Origin of the sequence: Mycobacterium sp. MAA66, from assembly GCF_041261665.1 — a bacterium.
In the GTDB taxonomy this organism is placed as follows: domain Bacteria; phylum Actinomycetota; class Actinomycetes; order Mycobacteriales; family Mycobacteriaceae; genus Mycobacterium.
In genome coordinates, this window is sequence record NZ_JBGCCC010000001.1 from 439,954 (window position 1) to 454,439 (window position 14,486).

Annotated in this window: 16 protein-coding genes; 11 read left to right on the top strand and 5 right to left on the bottom strand. The window is 66.6% G+C overall.

Annotated elements, in window-relative coordinates:
• The first annotated feature begins 28 nt into the window (after nt 1–28).
• The 5 genes from ABIA30_RS02155 to bla all read left to right on the top strand — a co-directional run bounded on the left by ABIA30_RS02155 (nt 29) and on the right by bla (nt 6,246).
• Entirely contained in the window at nt 29–1,003 is a 975-nt protein-coding gene (locus ABIA30_RS02155) for a bifunctional riboflavin kinase/FAD synthetase (protein WP_370061656.1), read from the top strand.
• 90 nt (nt 1,004–1,093) lie between these two features.
• Entirely contained in the window at nt 1,094–1,363 is a 270-nt protein-coding gene (gene rpsO / locus ABIA30_RS02160; RefSeq protein ID WP_370061658.1) for a 30S ribosomal protein S15, read from the top strand.
• A 366-nt stretch (nt 1,364–1,729) separates the two neighbouring features.
• On the top strand, nt 1,730–4,018 hold the full coding sequence (locus ABIA30_RS02165; RefSeq protein ID WP_370061660.1) for a polyribonucleotide nucleotidyltransferase: 2,289 nt from the start codon (nt 1,730–1,732) through the stop codon (nt 4,016–4,018).
• Nucleotides 3,996–5,351, top strand: a complete 1,356-nt coding sequence (locus tag ABIA30_RS02170) for a M16 family metallopeptidase (RefSeq protein WP_370061662.1) — start codon at nt 3,996–3,998, stop codon at nt 5,349–5,351. The genes ABIA30_RS02165 and ABIA30_RS02170 overlap by 23 nt, the downstream gene beginning before the upstream one ends.
• 4 nt (nt 5,352–5,355) lie before the next feature.
• Nucleotides 5,356–6,246 carry a class A beta-lactamase gene (bla, locus tag ABIA30_RS02175; protein ID WP_370061664.1) on the top strand — a complete coding sequence of 297 codons (891 nt, stop codon included), beginning with the start codon at nt 5,356–5,358 and terminating at the stop codon, nt 6,244–6,246.
• Here the strand turns inward: bla and ABIA30_RS02180 are convergent.
• Both ABIA30_RS02180 and ald read right to left on the bottom strand, forming a co-directional pair.
• Nucleotides 6,229–6,786: a DUF4334 domain-containing protein gene (locus ABIA30_RS02180; protein ID WP_370061666.1), complete on the bottom strand. Its 558-nt coding sequence runs from the start codon at nt 6,784–6,786 to the stop codon at nt 6,229–6,231. The genes bla and ABIA30_RS02180 overlap by 18 nt on opposite strands.
• A 128-nt stretch (nt 6,787–6,914) precedes the next feature.
• Nucleotides 6,915–8,015, bottom strand: a complete 1,101-nt coding sequence (gene ald / locus ABIA30_RS02185; protein ID WP_370061668.1) for an alanine dehydrogenase — start codon at nt 8,013–8,015, stop codon at nt 6,915–6,917.
• A gap of 84 nt (nt 8,016–8,099) precedes the next feature.
• Between ald and ABIA30_RS02190 the strand changes: the two genes are divergently transcribed.
• Nucleotides 8,100–8,624: an Lrp/AsnC family transcriptional regulator gene (locus tag ABIA30_RS02190; protein ID WP_370061670.1), complete on the top strand. Its 525-nt coding sequence runs from the start codon at nt 8,100–8,102 to the stop codon at nt 8,622–8,624.
• A 13-nt stretch (nt 8,625–8,637) separates the two neighbouring features.
• Here ABIA30_RS02190 and ABIA30_RS02195 read toward each other — a convergent pair whose 3' ends face one another.
• Complete coding sequence (locus tag ABIA30_RS02195) at nt 8,638–9,198, bottom strand: TetR family transcriptional regulator (RefSeq protein WP_370061672.1); 561 nt, start codon at nt 9,196–9,198, stop codon at nt 8,638–8,640.
• A gap of 111 nt (nt 9,199–9,309) precedes the next feature.
• Between ABIA30_RS02195 and ABIA30_RS02200 the strand changes: the two genes are divergently transcribed.
• A complete protein-coding gene (locus tag ABIA30_RS02200; protein WP_370061674.1) occupies nt 9,310–10,218 on the top strand; it encodes an SDR family oxidoreductase in 909 nt (302 codons plus the stop codon).
• Between the two features lie 40 nt (nt 10,219–10,258).
• On the opposite strand, the gene ABIA30_RS02205 is transcribed toward ABIA30_RS02200, so the two are convergent.
• On the bottom strand, nt 10,259–11,161 hold the full coding sequence (locus tag ABIA30_RS02205; protein WP_370061676.1) for an NAD-dependent epimerase/dehydratase family protein: 903 nt from the start codon (nt 11,159–11,161) through the stop codon (nt 10,259–10,261).
• A 64-nt stretch (nt 11,162–11,225) separates the two neighbouring features.
• Here ABIA30_RS02205 and dapB point away from each other — a divergent pair, with 64 nt between their 5' ends.
• The 4 genes from dapB to ABIA30_RS02225 all read left to right on the top strand — a co-directional run bounded on the left by dapB (nt 11,226) and on the right by ABIA30_RS02225 (nt 13,532).
• Complete coding sequence (dapB, locus tag ABIA30_RS02210) at nt 11,226–11,960, top strand: 4-hydroxy-tetrahydrodipicolinate reductase (RefSeq protein ID WP_370061678.1); 735 nt, start codon at nt 11,226–11,228, stop codon at nt 11,958–11,960.
• Nucleotides 11,961–11,971: 11 nt separating this feature from the next.
• Entirely contained in the window at nt 11,972–12,442 is a 471-nt protein-coding gene (locus tag ABIA30_RS02215) for a hypothetical protein (protein WP_370061680.1), read from the top strand.
• Nucleotides 12,443–12,486: 44 nt separating this feature from the next.
• Complete coding sequence (locus ABIA30_RS02220) at nt 12,487–12,888, top strand: flavodoxin family protein (protein ID WP_370063230.1); 402 nt, start codon at nt 12,487–12,489, stop codon at nt 12,886–12,888.
• Nucleotides 12,889–13,061: 173 nt separating this feature from the next.
• Nucleotides 13,062–13,532 (top strand): hypothetical protein, encoded by a 471-nt coding sequence (locus tag ABIA30_RS02225; protein WP_370063232.1) that lies wholly within the window; start codon nt 13,062–13,064, stop codon nt 13,530–13,532.
• On the opposite strand, the gene ABIA30_RS02230 is transcribed toward ABIA30_RS02225, so the two are convergent.
• Nucleotides 13,526–14,443 carry a CoA ester lyase gene (locus ABIA30_RS02230; RefSeq protein WP_370063234.1) on the bottom strand — a complete coding sequence of 306 codons (918 nt, stop codon included), beginning with the start codon at nt 14,441–14,443 and terminating at the stop codon, nt 13,526–13,528. The genes ABIA30_RS02225 and ABIA30_RS02230 overlap by 7 nt on opposite strands.
• Nucleotides 14,444–14,486 lie beyond the last annotated feature (43 nt).

Consider the following 14,486-nt stretch of genomic DNA (forward strand, 5'->3'; position numbering starts at 1 on the left):
CGCGACCGCGCGCCGTACGCTTGCACTCGTGCAGCGCTGGCGTGGGCAGGACGAGATCCCCACGGACTGGGGCCGGTGTGTGGTCACCATCGGGGTGTTTGACGGCGTGCACCGTGGACACGCCGAGTTGATCAGCCATGCGGTCAAGGCCGGGCGGTCCCGGGGCGTGCCGACGGTGCTGATGACCTTCGATCCGCATCCGATGGAAGTGGTGCTCGCCGGCAGCCACCCGGCGCAGCTGACCACGTTGACCCGGCGTGCCGAGTTGGTCGAGGAACTCGGCGTCGACGTGTTCCTGGTGATGCCGTTCACCACCGACTTCATGAAGCTGACCCCGGAGCGGTACGTGCATGAATTGCTCGTCGAGCGGCTGCACGTGCTCGAGGTCGTGGTCGGCGAGAACTTCACCTTCGGCAAGAAGGCCGGCGGCAACGTGGCGCTGCTGCGCAAGGCCGGTGAGCGGTTCGGATTCGCGGTCGAGGGCATCTCGCTGGTCGCCGAGCACCATCAGGCCGAGACCGTGACCTTCTCGTCCACCTATATCCGGTCCTGCGTGGACGCCGGCGACATGGTCGCCGCGACCGAGGCGCTGGGCCGGCCCCACCGGGTGGAGGGCGTGGTGGTCCGCGGCGACGGCCGGGGCCGCGGTCTGGGATTCCCGACCGCCAACGTCGCCCCGCCGATGCACTCGGCGATCCCGGCCGACGGGGTCTACGCGGCCTGGTTCACCGTGCTGGGCCACGGCCCGACGATGGGCACCGTGACGCCGGGCGAGCGATACCAGGCGGCGGTGTCGGTCGGCACCAACCCCACGTTCTCCGGGCGTACCCGAACCGTCGAGGCATTCGTCCTGGACACTGACGCCGACCTGTACGGGCAGCATGTTGCGGTCGACTTCGTAGCGCGAATCCGAGGCCAGGAGAGATTCGGTTCGGTCGACGACCTGATCGTGGCGATGGACCGCGATACCCAGCGCGCCCGCACGATTCTGGCTGCGCACTAGCTTCCTGTTAGACTGCCCGACGCGCGTGCTGCAGTTCGCGGCGGCCGTGTCCTTGTTGTTTCTCGCGGACCCGTTTATTGGAGTTGTTTCGTGGCGCTCACTGCCGAACAGAAAAAAGAGATCCTGGGCCAGTACGGCCTGCATGAGACCGATACCGGTTCGCCGGAGGCTCAGGTTGCCATGCTGACCAAGCGCATCTCGGATCTGACCGAACACCTCAAGCAGCACAAGCACGACCACCACAGCCGTCGTGGCCTGCTGCTGCTGGTCGGCCGTCGTCGCCGACTGCTCAAGTACGTCGCCCAGGTCGACGTTGCTCGTTACCGCTCGCTGATCGAGCGCCTGGGTCTGCGTCGCTGACCCGGACCGAGCCGAAACGGCCACCCGTCTGCTCGCGCAGGCTGGTGGCTTTTCGCATCTTTTGCGGGAAGCTCGCCGCCAAAGGGCCTGGCGGGAGCGCCGGTGTAACATAGATGTGTTTTGAGCCGAACGCTCAGAACATCTCAACGTCACAGCAGCATCCGACCCAACCTCGTGGGGCGGTCTTCGGTAGTGGCTGTCGGGGTAGGACTCCGGCCGCTTCGATCGACGGCCGTCGGCAGTTTGCGGGAAGGTTTTCGGGATTTCTGGGTGCTCGCGTGTGACGATGCGACAGCTGAATAAGAAGGACCCAGAAATACACCGAGCCCGCATACGGCGGGCCCGAGAGAGGTTATTGCGACATCCATGTCTGCAGTTGAAATTGAAGAGGGCGTGTTCGAAGCAACCGCCGTCATCGACAACGGGAGCCACGGCACCCGCACCATCCGTTTCGAGACCGGTCGCCTGGCCAAGCAGGCCGCCGGCTCCGTCGTCGCCTACCTGGACGACGAAACCATGCTGTTGTCGGCCACCACGGCCAGCAAGAGCCCCAAGGACCACTTCGACTTCTTCCCGTTGACCATCGACGTGGAAGAGCGGATGTACGCCGCCGGACGTATCCCGGGGTCGTTCTTCCGCCGTGAGGGCCGCCCGTCCACCGACGCGATCCTGACCTGTCGGCTGATCGACCGGCCGCTGCGTCCGTCGTTCGTCGACGGTCTGCGCAACGAGATCCAGGTCGTCGTCACGATCCTGAGCCTGGATCCCAAGGATCTGTACGACGTTCTGGCCATCAACGCCGCATCGGCGTCGACCCAGATCTCCGGCCTGCCGTTCTCCGGCCCGGTGGGCGGCGTTCGCGTCGCTCTCATCGAAGGCCAGTGGGTGGCGTTCCCGACCGTCGAGCAGCTGGAGAAGGCCGTGTTCGACATGGTCGTCGCCGGCCGCGTGGTCGCCGGCGACGTCGCGATCATGATGGTCGAGGCCGAGGCCACCGACAACGTCATCGACCTGATCGCCGGCGGTGCCGGTGCCCCGACGGAAGCTGTGGTGGCCGAAGGTCTGGAAGCCGCCAAGCCGTTCATCTCCGCGCTGTGCGCAGCCCAGCAGGAGCTGGCCGACGCGGCTGCCAAGCCGACCGGCGAGTACCCGGTGTTCCCCGACTACGCCGACGACGCCTTCCAGGCTGTCGCCGCAGTGGCCACCGATGCGCTTTCGCAGGCGCTGACCATCGCCGGCAAGCACGAGCGCGATGCCCGCACCGATGAGATCAAGGTCGAGGTGCTCGAGCGCCTGGCCGATACCTATGCCGGCCGCGAGAAGGAGGTCGGCGCGGCGTTCCGCTCGCTGACCAAAAAGCTGGTGCGCCAGCGCATCCTGACCGACCACTTCCGCATCGACGGTCGCGGCATCACCGACATCCGCGCGCTGAGCGCCGAGGTGGCAGTGATCCCGCGGGCGCACGGCAGCGCGCTGTTCGAGCGTGGCGAGACCCAGATCATGGGTGTCACCACGCTGGACATGGTCAAGATGGCCCAGCAGATCGACTCGCTCGGTCCGGAGACCTCCAAGCGCTACATGCACCACTACAACTTCCCGCCGTTCTCGACCGGTGAGACCGGCCGGGTCGGTTCGCCCAAGCGCCGCGAGATCGGCCACGGTGCGCTGGCCGAGCGGGCCCTGATGCCGGTGCTGCCGAGCGTCGAGGACTTCCCGTACGCGATCCGGCAGGTGTCGGAGGCACTGAGCTCCAACGGTTCCACCTCGATGGGCTCGGTGTGTGCCTCGACCCTGTCGCTGCTGAACGCCGGTGTGCCGCTGAAGGCCCCGGTGGCCGGTATCGCCATGGGTCTGGTTTCTGACCAGGTCGACGGTGAGACCCGTTACGTGGCGCTGACCGACATCCTCGGCGCCGAGGATGCCTTCGGCGACATGGACTTCAAGGTCGCCGGCACCAAGGACTTCGTCACCGCGCTGCAGCTGGACACTAAGCTGGACGGCATCCCGTCCAAGGTGCTGGCCGGTGCGCTGTCGCAGGCCAAAGACGCCCGCATGACCATCTTGGAGGTCATGGCCGAGGCCATCGACGCCCCGGACGAGATGAGCCCGTTCGCACCGCGGGTCACGGCCATCAAGGTGCCCGTCGACAAGATCGGTGAGGTCATCGGGCCCAAGGGCAAGATGATCAACTCGATCACCGAGCAGACCGGCGCCTCGATCTCCATCGAGGACGACGGCACCGTGTTCGTCGGCGCCACCGACGGATTGTCGGCGCAGGCGGCGATCGACATGATCAACGCGATCGCCAACCCGCAGCTGCCGAAGATCGGCGAGCGGTTCCTGGGCACAGTGGTCAAGACCACCGATTTCGGTGCGTTCGTGTCGCTGCTGCCGGGTCGCGACGGCCTGGTGCACATCTCCAAGCTCGGCAAGGGCAAGCGGGTGGCGAAGGTCGAGGACGTGGTGAACGTCGGCGACAAGCTGCGCGTGGAGATCGCCGACATCTCTGCCGACAACCGCGGCAAGGGCCAGAAGATCTCGCTGATCCTGGTCGACGAAGAGGGCGAGGCAACCGCTGCGCCTGAGGCTTCGGATGCCGAAGCTGGAATCGATTCGGAGGCTGCGCCGGCAGATGCCGCGAACGCAACCTCCTAGTCCCAAACTGCGCAACGGCCGGGGTTCTTCAGTGACATCGCTGGAGGCCCCGGCCGCGGTGCGCAAGACCACCTTGCCCGGCGGCCTGCGGATCGTCACCGAGTACCTGCCGGCAGTGCACTCCGCGTCGGTCGGGGTGTGGGTCGGCGTCGGTTCCCGTGACGAGGGTCCGACCGTCGCCGGCGCCGCGCATTTCCTTGAGCACTTGCTGTTCAAGTCGACACCGACCCGCAGCGCGGTCGAGATCGCCCAGGCTGTGGATGCGGTCGGCGGTGAACTCAACGCCTTCACGGCACGCGAGCACACCTGCTACTACGCCCATGTCCTGGACAGCGACCTGGAACTGGCCATCGACCTGGTGTCCGACGTCGTGCTCAACGGGCGTTGTGCCCCAGAAGATGTCGACGTCGAACGCGACGTGGTGCTCGAAGAGATCGCCATGCGTGACGACGATCCCGAGGACACCCTGGGAGACATCTTCCTGTCGGCGATGTTCGGTTCGCATCCGGTGGGTAGGCCGGTGATCGGCAGCGTCGAGTCGATCGCGGCAATGACCCGCAACCAGCTGCATTCGTTCCATGTTCGGCGCTACACGCCCGAGCGGATGGTGGTCGCGGTCGCCGGCAACATCGACCACGACGAAGTTGTCTCCTTGGTGCGCAGACATTTCCGTCCGCATCTCGTGCGTGGCACGAAGCCGGCGGCACCCCGCAAGGGGAGCGGCCGGGTACCAGGGAACCCCACGCTGCAGTTGCTGAACCGCGACGCCGAGCAGACCCATATGTTCCTCGGGGTGCGGGCACCGGGTCGGCAGTGGGAACACCGCTGGGCGCTGTCGGTGCTCAACACCGCGCTCGGCGGTGGCCTGAGTTCCCGTCTGTTCCAGCAGATTCGGGAGAACCGCGGTCTGGCCTACTCGGTGTACTCGACAGTGGACACGTTCTCCGACGCCGGTGCGGTGTCGGTCTACGCGGCATGTCTTCCCGAGCGCTTCGAGGAAGTGGTGCGGGTTGCCACCGAAGTGCTGGGAGACGTTGCCCGCGACGGCATCACCGAAAGCGAGTGGCGGATCGCCAAGGGTTCGCTGCGGGGCGGCCTGGTGCTGGGCCTGGAGGATTCGGGCTCCCGAATGCACCGGATCGGGCGCAGTGAGCTCAACTACGGTAATCACCGGAGCATCGCCGATTCGCTGAAGCAGATCGACGCCGTGACGCTCGACGAGGTGAACGCGGTTGCGCGCCAGTTGTTGACCCGGCCGTACGGGGCCGCGGTGCTCGGGCCCCATCGGTCCAAGCGTTCGCTGCCCAAGCAGCTGCGGTCCATCGGCTGCTGATTTGATGATCAGCCGCCGCGGGGTGCTGGTCGGTGGGACGGCGCTGGCGGCGTCGGTCGCGGCGTTGCGGGTGGGGTCGGCCTCAGCGGATCCCGAGTTGTCTGTCTCCGAACAGCTCTCGGACCTGGAGCGCGAGAACGATGCACTGATCGGTCTGATGGCGATCGAGCTGGCTTCCGGCCGTTCCGTGGGCAATCGCGCCGACGAGCGGTTCGCGGTGTGCTCGACCTTCAAGACCTACGCGGCCGGCCGGGTGCTCCAATTGGTCGATCAGGGCGAACTGTCCCTCGACCGCAGCATGGTCGTCGATCCGGCACGCGTGGTGGCGGACTCACCGGTCACTGGTCCACGTGCAGGCACCGCGATGACACTGCGCGAGCTGTGCCAGGCGGCCCTACAACAGAGCGACGACACCGCAGGCAATCTGCTTCTGACGACCATCGGAGGGCCGTCGGCGGTCACTGCATTCGCCCGCAGCATCGGCGACGACCAGACCCGGCTGGACCGCTGGGAGACCGAATTGAACTCGGCGGTGCCAGGCGATCCGCGTGACACCGGCACTCCTGCGGCGTTGGCGGCCGGGTACCGCGCACTGCTGGTCGGGCAGGTGTTGAGCCCTGCGCGGCGCAGCCTGCTCGTCGATTGGATGCGTGGCAACCAGACGTCGAGCATGCGGGCCGGTCTGCCGCAGGGCTGGACCAGTGCGGACAAGACCGGAAGCGGTCACTATGGCAGCACCAACGATGTCGGTGTGGTTTTCGGCCCCAGCGGGCAGCGGGTGTTGCTGGCGATCATGACTCGGTCACAGGCTGAGGACGCCGATGTGGCGAATCTCCGTCCGTTGATCGGGCAGGTCACCGGGCAGGTGCTGCCGGCGTTACTGGGGCAGCCCTAGCGAGTTCTCCCGGCGCAGCACGAAGAAATACGGCCGCCGCGAGCCGCGGAAGTCCATGGCACCCACGACCGCGTCGTCGGTCAGCTTGCGGAACACGTCGTTGATCGGCAGTTGGTCGTAAACCATTGTCGCGGTGTCGGTTCCGCGATACCGGGTGGTGCGCAGCCGGGCCTTCGCCGAGCCTGCTTGCAGCAGTGGCCGCATCAGGGCGATCGGCTTGGCCAGCGGAACCCGGTGCAGCAGCGGAAGTTTGTTGGCCAGGCCCAGGCCGCCGAAAGCCAGGGCGGGGTTCATCGGCCATAGCGTCCGGCCGGAGGAATCGGGGAACAACAGCGGGTGGACGGTCTCGGCGTCCACGAACTGCTTACCCCACCAGCCGCTGGTTTCCAGCAGTCCGTCCATGGGGTGACCGGTGGGCATCTCCGCGCCGTGCCAGGTGCCGATCATGAATTCGGGTTCGACGGCCGGCGCGGCGTCGAAGAGATCCAGGGCATCGTCAGTCCTGGTCGGTGCAGTGGCCAGCAGTTCCTGCAAGAGCATGGCCGCAGCGTAGTTGACAGGTGTCAAGAATGCCTAGCGGGGCTCTGGAAAAATCATCGCCCGGCCGTCGCAAAACCGCGCTGACCGGGCGATGGGTGGCAGGGGCGATGGGTGGCAGGCTTGGGAAATCAGAGCACGCCTAGCGGCAGGTCCAGGTCGGCGGCGACCTGGCTGCTCAACAGCTGACCTTCGTGCGTCGACAGACCCTTGGCTAGGGCCGCGTCGTCGCGGCAGGCCGCCTGCCAGCCCTGGCCGGCGAGCTTGATTACGTACGGCAAGGTTGCGTTGGTCAGTGCGTAGGTCGACGTTCGCGGGACGGCGCCGGGCATGTTCGCCACGCAGTAGAAGACCGATTCGTGCACGGGGAAGGTCGGGTCGTCGTGTGTGGTGGGCCGCGAGTCCTCGAAGCAGCCACCTTGATCGATCGCGATGTCCACCAGTACCGAGCCTGGCTTCATGTGTGCCACAGTCGAATTCGTCACCAGGCGGGGTGCCTTGGCGCCGGGCACCAGCACCGCGCCGATGACCAGGTCGGCACGCTTGACCGCGTCCTGAAGTTCCAGGCTCGACGAGTAGCGGGTCTGGATCCGGCCGCCGAACTCGGCGTCGATCCGGCGCAGCGTGCCCAGGTTGACGTCGAACACGGTGACGTGGGCGCCCATGCCTGCGGCGATCCGGGCGGCGTTGTCGCCTGCGGTGCCGCCACCGATCACCACGACCTCCGCCGGAGCGACGCCGGGAACGCCACCCATCAGCACGCCGCGGCCGCCGTGGCTGCGCATCAGGTGGTAGGCGCCGACCTGAGCCGAGAGTCGGCCGGCCACTTCGCTCATCGGGGCGAGCAGGGGCAGGCGGCCGTCGGCGGTCTGGACGGTCTCGTACGCGATCGCAGTGGTACCCGAGGCCAGCAGCGCGTCGGTGCAGGCCCGCGACGCGGCCAGGTGCAGGTAGGTGAACAGGGTCTGTCCCTTGCGCATCCGGTGGTATTCGGCGGCGATCGGTTCCTTGACCTTGAGCAGCAGGTCGGACTCGGCCCAGATCTCGTCGGCGGAGGCGATGATCTGCGCGCCGGCGGCCTTGAAGTCGTTGTCCGAGATGGCCGAGCCTTCGCCGGCCCCGGCCTGGATCAGGACTTCGTGTCCGTGCAGGACCAGTTCGGCCACACCGGCCGGGGTGATGGCCACGCGATATTCGTTGTTCTTGATTTCGGTCGGGATGCCGACGTGCATCTGGGCTCCTCGGTTGATCAGGCGATGTCTCAAGTGTGAACAAACGTCGGAACCCATGCAATATTGGTGATTAAGATTCTTGGTATGGCATCGACAGTCGAACAATCATCGAAAAATTTGGGGTCTGGGAGTGCTCAGGCGAAGGATGTTCAGCCCATCGAGGTCGACGACGTCGACCGCCGCATCTTGACCGCGCTGCACGCCGACGCACGCATGCCCAACAACGCCCTGGCCGAGGCTGTCGGCATCGCAGCATCGACCTGCCACGGCCGGGTACGCAGGTTGCAGGACCTTGGGGTGATTCGCGGGTTCCACGCCGACATCGATCCGGCGGCCATCGGGTTGGGCCTGCAGGCGATGATCTCGGTTCGGCTGCAAGCCAATGCCCGTGCCAAGATCCGCGACTTCATCGCAAATATCCGCGGACTGCCGCAGGTGATGGACGTCTACTTCCTGGCCGGCGCCGACGATTTCATCCTGCACATCGCGGCGCGGGACACCGAGGATCTGCGGGCGTTCGTGGTGGAGAACCTCAATGCCGACGCCGACGTTGCCGGTACCCAGACGTCGCTGATCTTCGAGCACCTGCGTGGCGCCTCGCCGTTGTGACGTGTTGGGTGGCTCAGGTCTGAGTTGCGGCCCGCAGCTCGGCGAGCGATTCGCGCAGGTGCTCGGCGAGGCTCCGGTCCGCGGGGTCGGTGAGCCAACGTTCGAATGCGACCTTGAATATCGCAACGCCGGTCTCGGCGACCAGGCTGGCAGCCGGCTCGTCGACGCCGCGCCGGCGTAGCGCGCTGCCGAGGCCGGCCCCCAGTGACGCGAGTTTGATCAGTTCCCGTTCCTGCAGGCTGGGGTTCGCGTCGATCACGCTCTGGCGCAGGCGCGCATGTGTCCGCCGATCGGTGAAGAAGTCCGACGCCGACTCCAGGGCGACGGCGACGGCATCGAGCGGAGTGGTTGAGGCGGGTGCTTCGTCGACGGCGGCCGCCATGGCCTCACCAAGCTGGTTGCCGCCGAACAGTACTTCGCGCTTGTCGCTGAAGTGTCGGAAGAAGGTGCGTTCGGTGAGGCCGGCACGGGCGGAGATCTCGGCGACGGTCGTCTGGTCGAACCCGCGTTCCACGTAGAGCTGTAGCGCCGCCTGCTCCAGGCGGCCTCGCGCGTTCGGTTGCCAACGGCCCACGAGCGGATTCTAGGCGACGCACGTCGCCGTCACGGCGCTTGATGACAGTCCATGACATCGAGCGTAGTGTCGGTTGATGTCATGGACTGACATCAACCAGGGAGTGGAGACATGCGCGTATTCGTCACCGGAGCCAGCGGCCACATCGGATCAGTGGTCGTCCGCGAGTTACTCGAAGCCGGCCACCAGGTCACCGGCCTGGCCCGATCCGACGCATCGGCGGGCGCCGTGGCTGCGGCGGGTGCCCAGGTGCACCGCGGCACGCTTGATGATCCCGACAGTCTGGCCGCCGCGGCCGCCACCGCTGACGGCGTCATCCATCTGGCGTTCAACCACGATTTTTCCAATTACGCCGCGGCCATTGCCACCGATCTGCGCGCGGTAGAGGCCATCGGTGCGGCGTTGGCAGGCTCCGGCAAGCCGTTCGTCAACACCTCCGGAACACTCATGCTGGCGTTCGGCGCTCCGGGGCGGCTCGGCACGGAGGACACCGCCGTCGATCAGTCCGGTCCGAGAGCGGCATCCGAACTCGCGACCCTTGCGCTCGCCGCACGTGGGGTGCGGTCGTCGGTGATTCGGCTCGCGCCGACGGTGCACGGATCGACCGATCACCACGGTTTCATCCCATGCCTCATCGAGTTCGCCCGCGCGGCGGAACGAGCCGGGTACCTCGGTGACGGATCGAACCGCTGGCCGGCGGTGCACACGGTCGATGCGGCCCGGCTGTACCGATTGGCGCTGGAGTCGGCGCCGGCCGGATCGATGTTGCACGGCGCAGCTGAGGAAGGAGTGGCCTTCCGCGACATCGCGCAGGCCATCGGTGATCAGCTCGGCGTGCCGGTGCGGCAGATTCCCGACAGTGAGGCAGCGCAGCAGTTCGGATTCCTCGCAGGGTTCGCCGCGCTGGACAACCCGACGTCCAGCGCGCAGACGCGTGCCCTGCTGGGTTGGGAACCTGGTCAGCCCACCCTGTTGGAGGACCTCAAGGCCGATCACTATTTCGCGAAGCTCGCGAGCTGAGCGGGCGGACCGGATCGCACTGGCGCCCAGTGGTGACGGGCTAGGCGCCGACGAGCTCCGGGTGGAATTTGGTCACCATCCGGCGGACGCCATCGCGCCAGTCCATCGCAGTGCCCCCAACGAGCTCATGCATCCGGGTGGTGTCGGTCGGACCGCCGCGCAGCGCGTTCGGGTCTTCGGCGAACACCGGTTCGCGTCCCACCAATTCGCCGATGTACGAACACCATTCCTGGAGGCTGACGGTCTGATCGCCGCACCAGTTGACCGTGGTGGCCGGTACCGATGCCGCGGCCAGTAGCTTGGGCAAGGTCGCGATGATGTCGTCCTCGTGGATCGGGTTGTACCGGGCCGCCCCGCCTGGCGGCACCTGGATCGGCATGCCGGCCAGGATCATCTCCATCTGATAGAACGGCCATCCGCCGTTGTCGCCGTACGGGACGTTGAGCCTGGCGATGATGGTCGGCAGTCCGAGCGCGCGGGCCATGGTGCGGGCCACCACCTCGCCGGCGATCTTGGAGATCGAGTAGGTGGGGAACAGGTGCTTGTGGTTGTCGCCCAGCGCCGCCGCCTCGGTCCGCGGCTCGTCGTCGGGCGGGTCGTAGACCGCCGCCGAAGAGGCGTGCAGGAATGCCTTGGCCTCGCGGCAGTGCGCCATCAGCAGGCCGACAGATTCGGCATTGGCGCCCAGATCCTTGTCCCAACGGCCGCTCTTGGCTACCGCCAAGTTGATGACGTAGTCGAAATCCGTTGGCAGGGTTGAGAAATCACCCACCGCAAGATTGACCTTCTCGCAGTGGACGCCGGCCTGCTCCAGGTCCTGACGGGCCCGCGGGTCGTTGAACCGGGCGATGCCCCATACCTCGTTGTCGGCCGCCAGGGTCTTGGCAATCGGGGTCGCCACTTGGCCGGTCGGTCCGGTGATGAGGATCTTGTAGCCGCGCATGGGGCAGATGCTACGGCCGGGGCGAGCGGAGCGACGGGAAATGTACTGGCCTAGGCTTTCCGTCATGCGAATTGGGGTATTGGGAGCCAGAGGCAAAGTCGGTGCAACCATCGTCGAGGGGGTGCAGGCCGCCGATGATCTGACCTATACCGTCGGCGTCGACGCCGGTGATCCGCTGAGCCTGTTCACCGACAATCAGACCGAGGTGGTCGTCGACTTCACCCACCCCGACGTGGTGATGGACAACCTGCACTTCCTCATCGACAACGGGATTCACGCCGTCGTCGGCACCACCGGCTTCACCGATGAGCGCATCGCCCAGGTCCGCGAATGGGTGGCCGCCAAGCCTGAGGTTGCGGTCTTGATCGCCCCGAATTTCGCCATCGGCGCGGTGCTGTCCATGCACTTCGCCAAGCAGGCCGCCCCGTTCTTCGAGTCGGTCGAGGTCGTCGAGCTGCACCACCCGCAGAAGGCCGACGCCCCGTCGGGGACGGCAACCCGCACTGCCCAGCTGATCGCCGAAGCGCGAAAGGGTTTGCCGCCCAACCCCGATGCCACCAGTACCGGGCTGCCCGGTGCGCGCGGCGCGGACGTCGACGGCATTCCGGTGCATTCGGTGAGACTGCGGGGTCTGGTGGCGCACCAGGAAGTGCTGTTCGGCACCCAGGGTGAGACCCTGACCATCCGGCACGACAGCATCGACCGGACGTCGTTCGTGCCCGGCGTGCTGCTCGGTGTGCGCGAAGTGGCCAACTACCCGGGGCTGACCATCGGCATCGAGACGCTGATGGGGCTGTGACGAGGTCCGTCATGACCAAACCGAGCCCGCAGGTGCTGCGCATCCAGCTGGTGGTCGCCTTCCTGTGCTTGGCGCTGGTGGTCTACTTCTGGATGCTCGGCCGGTCCGGGGTGATCCTGATGCAGTCCGGAAAGCCCGCCGCGATCGGTTTGGGCATCGGGATTTTCGTGTTGCCGTTGATCGGGTTGTGGGCCATGGTCGCCACGCTGCGCGCCGGGTTCGCCCATCAGCGCCTCGCCCGGTTGGCATACCAGGAGGGCGTCGAACTCGACGTAAGCGAGCTGCCCAGGCGCCCATCCGGCCGGATCGAGCGGGACGCCGCCGACGCGTTGTTCGAGTCGGTGCGCGACGAGGTAGAGGCCGCCCCCGACGACTGGCGGGGCTGGTATCGGCTGGCCCGGGCCTACGACTATGCGGGGGACCGGAGCCGAGCCCGCGAGACCATCCGTAAGGCCGTGCAATTGGAGCAGGCGTCACGGTGAAACTGCTTGTCGTGCACCACACTCCGTCGCCGAATTGTCAGGAGATGTTCGAGGCGGTGTTGGCGGGCGCGACCGATCCGGAGATCGAGGGCGTCGAGGTGCTGCGGCGCCCGGCGCTGACGGTGTCGGCCGCAGATGTGCTGGAGGCCGACGGTTATCTGCTGGGTTCGCCGGTGAACCTGGGCTATATGTCCGGCGCGCTCAAGCACGCGTTCGACCAGATCTATTACCCGTGCCTGGATGCGACGCGGGGCCGGCCCTTCGGGTTGTGGCTTCATGGAAACGAGGGCACCGAAGGCGCAGAACGGGCCGTCACCTCCATCACCACCGGATTGGGTTGGGTGAAAGCCGCTGACTACGTTGTGGTTTCGGGCAAGCCGGGCAAAGCCGAGCTTGAGGCGTGCTGGAACCTCGGGGCCACCGTGGCAGCGACCTTGATGGGCTGAGGCCCGAGGCGGGGACTGTCCCTTCGTGTCTCGCGCCGCGGCTTGTCAGCATGTGTTGACATTGTCAGCAATTGTTGAGGGCCTCAGGTCGCAGTGGTGCCGGGAGACTCGGTAGTGCGCGGCAAGGGTGATTGTCGCTTGCGTCGATGAGTAAGGAGCCGACCGTGGGAATCATGGATTTGGCGCTGGGTGCGGCCCCGCTGGCCGGTGGCGCCTTACTCGGCGTCGCGGCCGGCAATCTCAAGCCACCCGATGTGCGAGCCGCGATCAAGGCCGACATGGATCTGCTGGACCGGATTCCGGCTGACCAGGTGGAACGTCGCGCCGAACTGCAGCGGGTGATCGACCTACGGATCGATGAGGTGATCGCAGCCGTCGACCACAGCCGCCAACTCAAGGCAATGGCGGCCGGCTACGCGTTCAACCGCGAGGGCCGGCTGCGGGACGTGCTGGTTTTTGTCATGTCCGTCCTGTTCACCGTCATCTGGTGGCAGATCAAACATTCCCGCCCCGGCTGGATGCCCATGTTCATCGCGCTGCTGGTGCTGGTGGTGCTGTCGGGCTGGTTTGCGATACGTGGCATCGTGCGGGCGTTCACCCCGCCCCGGTGGCGCAAGGATCGCCCCGAGGGTGCGGCTCAGTAGTGGTAGGTGTCCGACGGCGCCGACACGTGATCGGGGTCGTCGCCGAACTCCGAGGCGTGGATGCCGTAGGCCTTGGCCAGATCGAGGATCTTGTTGGCCCGCGCGATGCGCGGCAGATCCGATCCGTTGCGGATCTCGCCGCCGTCCCGCTGGAATTCAGCGAAAAACTCACGTGCCCAAGCAATTTCGTCCTGTGACGGAGACAGACCCTCGTTGACCGTGGAGCACTGGTCCGGGGTCAGGCAGATCTTGCCGGTCATGCCGAACTCGACGGACACCGCGGTGGCCTCACTGAGCTTGCGGGAGCTGGAGCCGATGGTCGGCCCGTCGATGGCGCTCGGGAGGTGCGCGGCCTTGGCCGCGATGGTGAACCGTGACCGCGCGTAGGCCAACGTCGCCGGGTTGTCGCCGAACCCGGTGTCGCGGCGGAAGTCGCCGATACCGAAGGCCAACCGGAAGGTGCCCTTGGCCGAGGCGATCTCGGTGATGCGCTCGAGCCCGCGGGCGGTCTCAACCAGGGCGACGATCGGCACACCAGGCAGCCGCTTGGCGGTCTCGGTGACGTGGTCGACGGACTCGACCATGGCCAGCATGATCCCGCCGACCGAGGTCTTGGACAGCATGTCGAGGTCGTCGGCCCACCACGGGGTGCCGAAGCCGTTGACCCGGACCCAGTCGGTGTTGCCGTCGCCGAGCCAGCGGATCACATTGCCGCGGGCGGCTTCCTTGTCCTTGGGCGCCACGGCGTCCTCGATGTCGAGGATAACCACGTCGGCCCGGGATCGCGTCGCCGGTTCGAAGCGGTCGTACTGACCCCCGTTGACCAGCAGCCAGCTGCGCGCCAGTACCGGATCGAGCCGGGATCCGATGTCGGAGGGATCGGGTTCGAAGGTGCTCGGCTGGTCGTACACGGCATCAATCGTCCCGTACTGCGCGAGGGCGTTGCGCAACGGG

What these genes read in the sequence shown, in the direction of transcription:
- ABIA30_RS02180 (WP_370061666.1), bottom strand. Translation starts at nt 6,786, where the DNA reads ATGCTCTTGCAGGAACTGCTGGCCACTGCACCGACCAGGACTGACGAT.
- ABIA30_RS02225 (WP_370063232.1), top strand. Translation starts at nt 13,062, where the DNA reads ATGGATTTGGCGCTGGGTGCGGCCCCGCTGGCCGGTGGCGCCTTACTC.
- dapB (WP_370061678.1), top strand. Translation starts at nt 11,226, where the DNA reads ATGCGAATTGGGGTATTGGGAGCCAGAGGCAAAGTCGGTGCAACCATC.
- bla (WP_370061664.1), top strand. Translation starts at nt 5,356, where the DNA reads ATGATCAGCCGCCGCGGGGTGCTGGTCGGTGGGACGGCGCTGGCGGCG.
- ABIA30_RS02215 (WP_370061680.1), top strand. Translation starts at nt 11,972, where the DNA reads ATGACCAAACCGAGCCCGCAGGTGCTGCGCATCCAGCTGGTGGTCGCC.
- ABIA30_RS02200 (WP_370061674.1), top strand. Translation starts at nt 9,310, where the DNA reads ATGCGCGTATTCGTCACCGGAGCCAGCGGCCACATCGGATCAGTGGTC.
- ABIA30_RS02205 (WP_370061676.1), bottom strand. Translation starts at nt 11,161, where the DNA reads ATGCGCGGCTACAAGATCCTCATCACCGGACCGACCGGCCAAGTGGCG.
- ABIA30_RS02220 (WP_370063230.1), top strand. Translation starts at nt 12,487, where the DNA reads ATGTTCGAGGCGGTGTTGGCGGGCGCGACCGATCCGGAGATCGAGGGC.
- ABIA30_RS02165 (WP_370061660.1), top strand. Translation starts at nt 1,730, where the DNA reads ATGTCTGCAGTTGAAATTGAAGAGGGCGTGTTCGAAGCAACCGCCGTC.
- ald (WP_370061668.1), bottom strand. Translation starts at nt 8,015, where the DNA reads ATGCACGTCGGCATCCCGACCGAAATCAAGAACAACGAATATCGCGTG.
- ABIA30_RS02170 (WP_370061662.1), top strand. Translation starts at nt 3,996, where the DNA reads ATGCCGCGAACGCAACCTCCTAGTCCCAAACTGCGCAACGGCCGGGGT.
- ABIA30_RS02190 (WP_370061670.1), top strand. Translation starts at nt 8,100, where the DNA reads ATGGCATCGACAGTCGAACAATCATCGAAAAATTTGGGGTCTGGGAGT.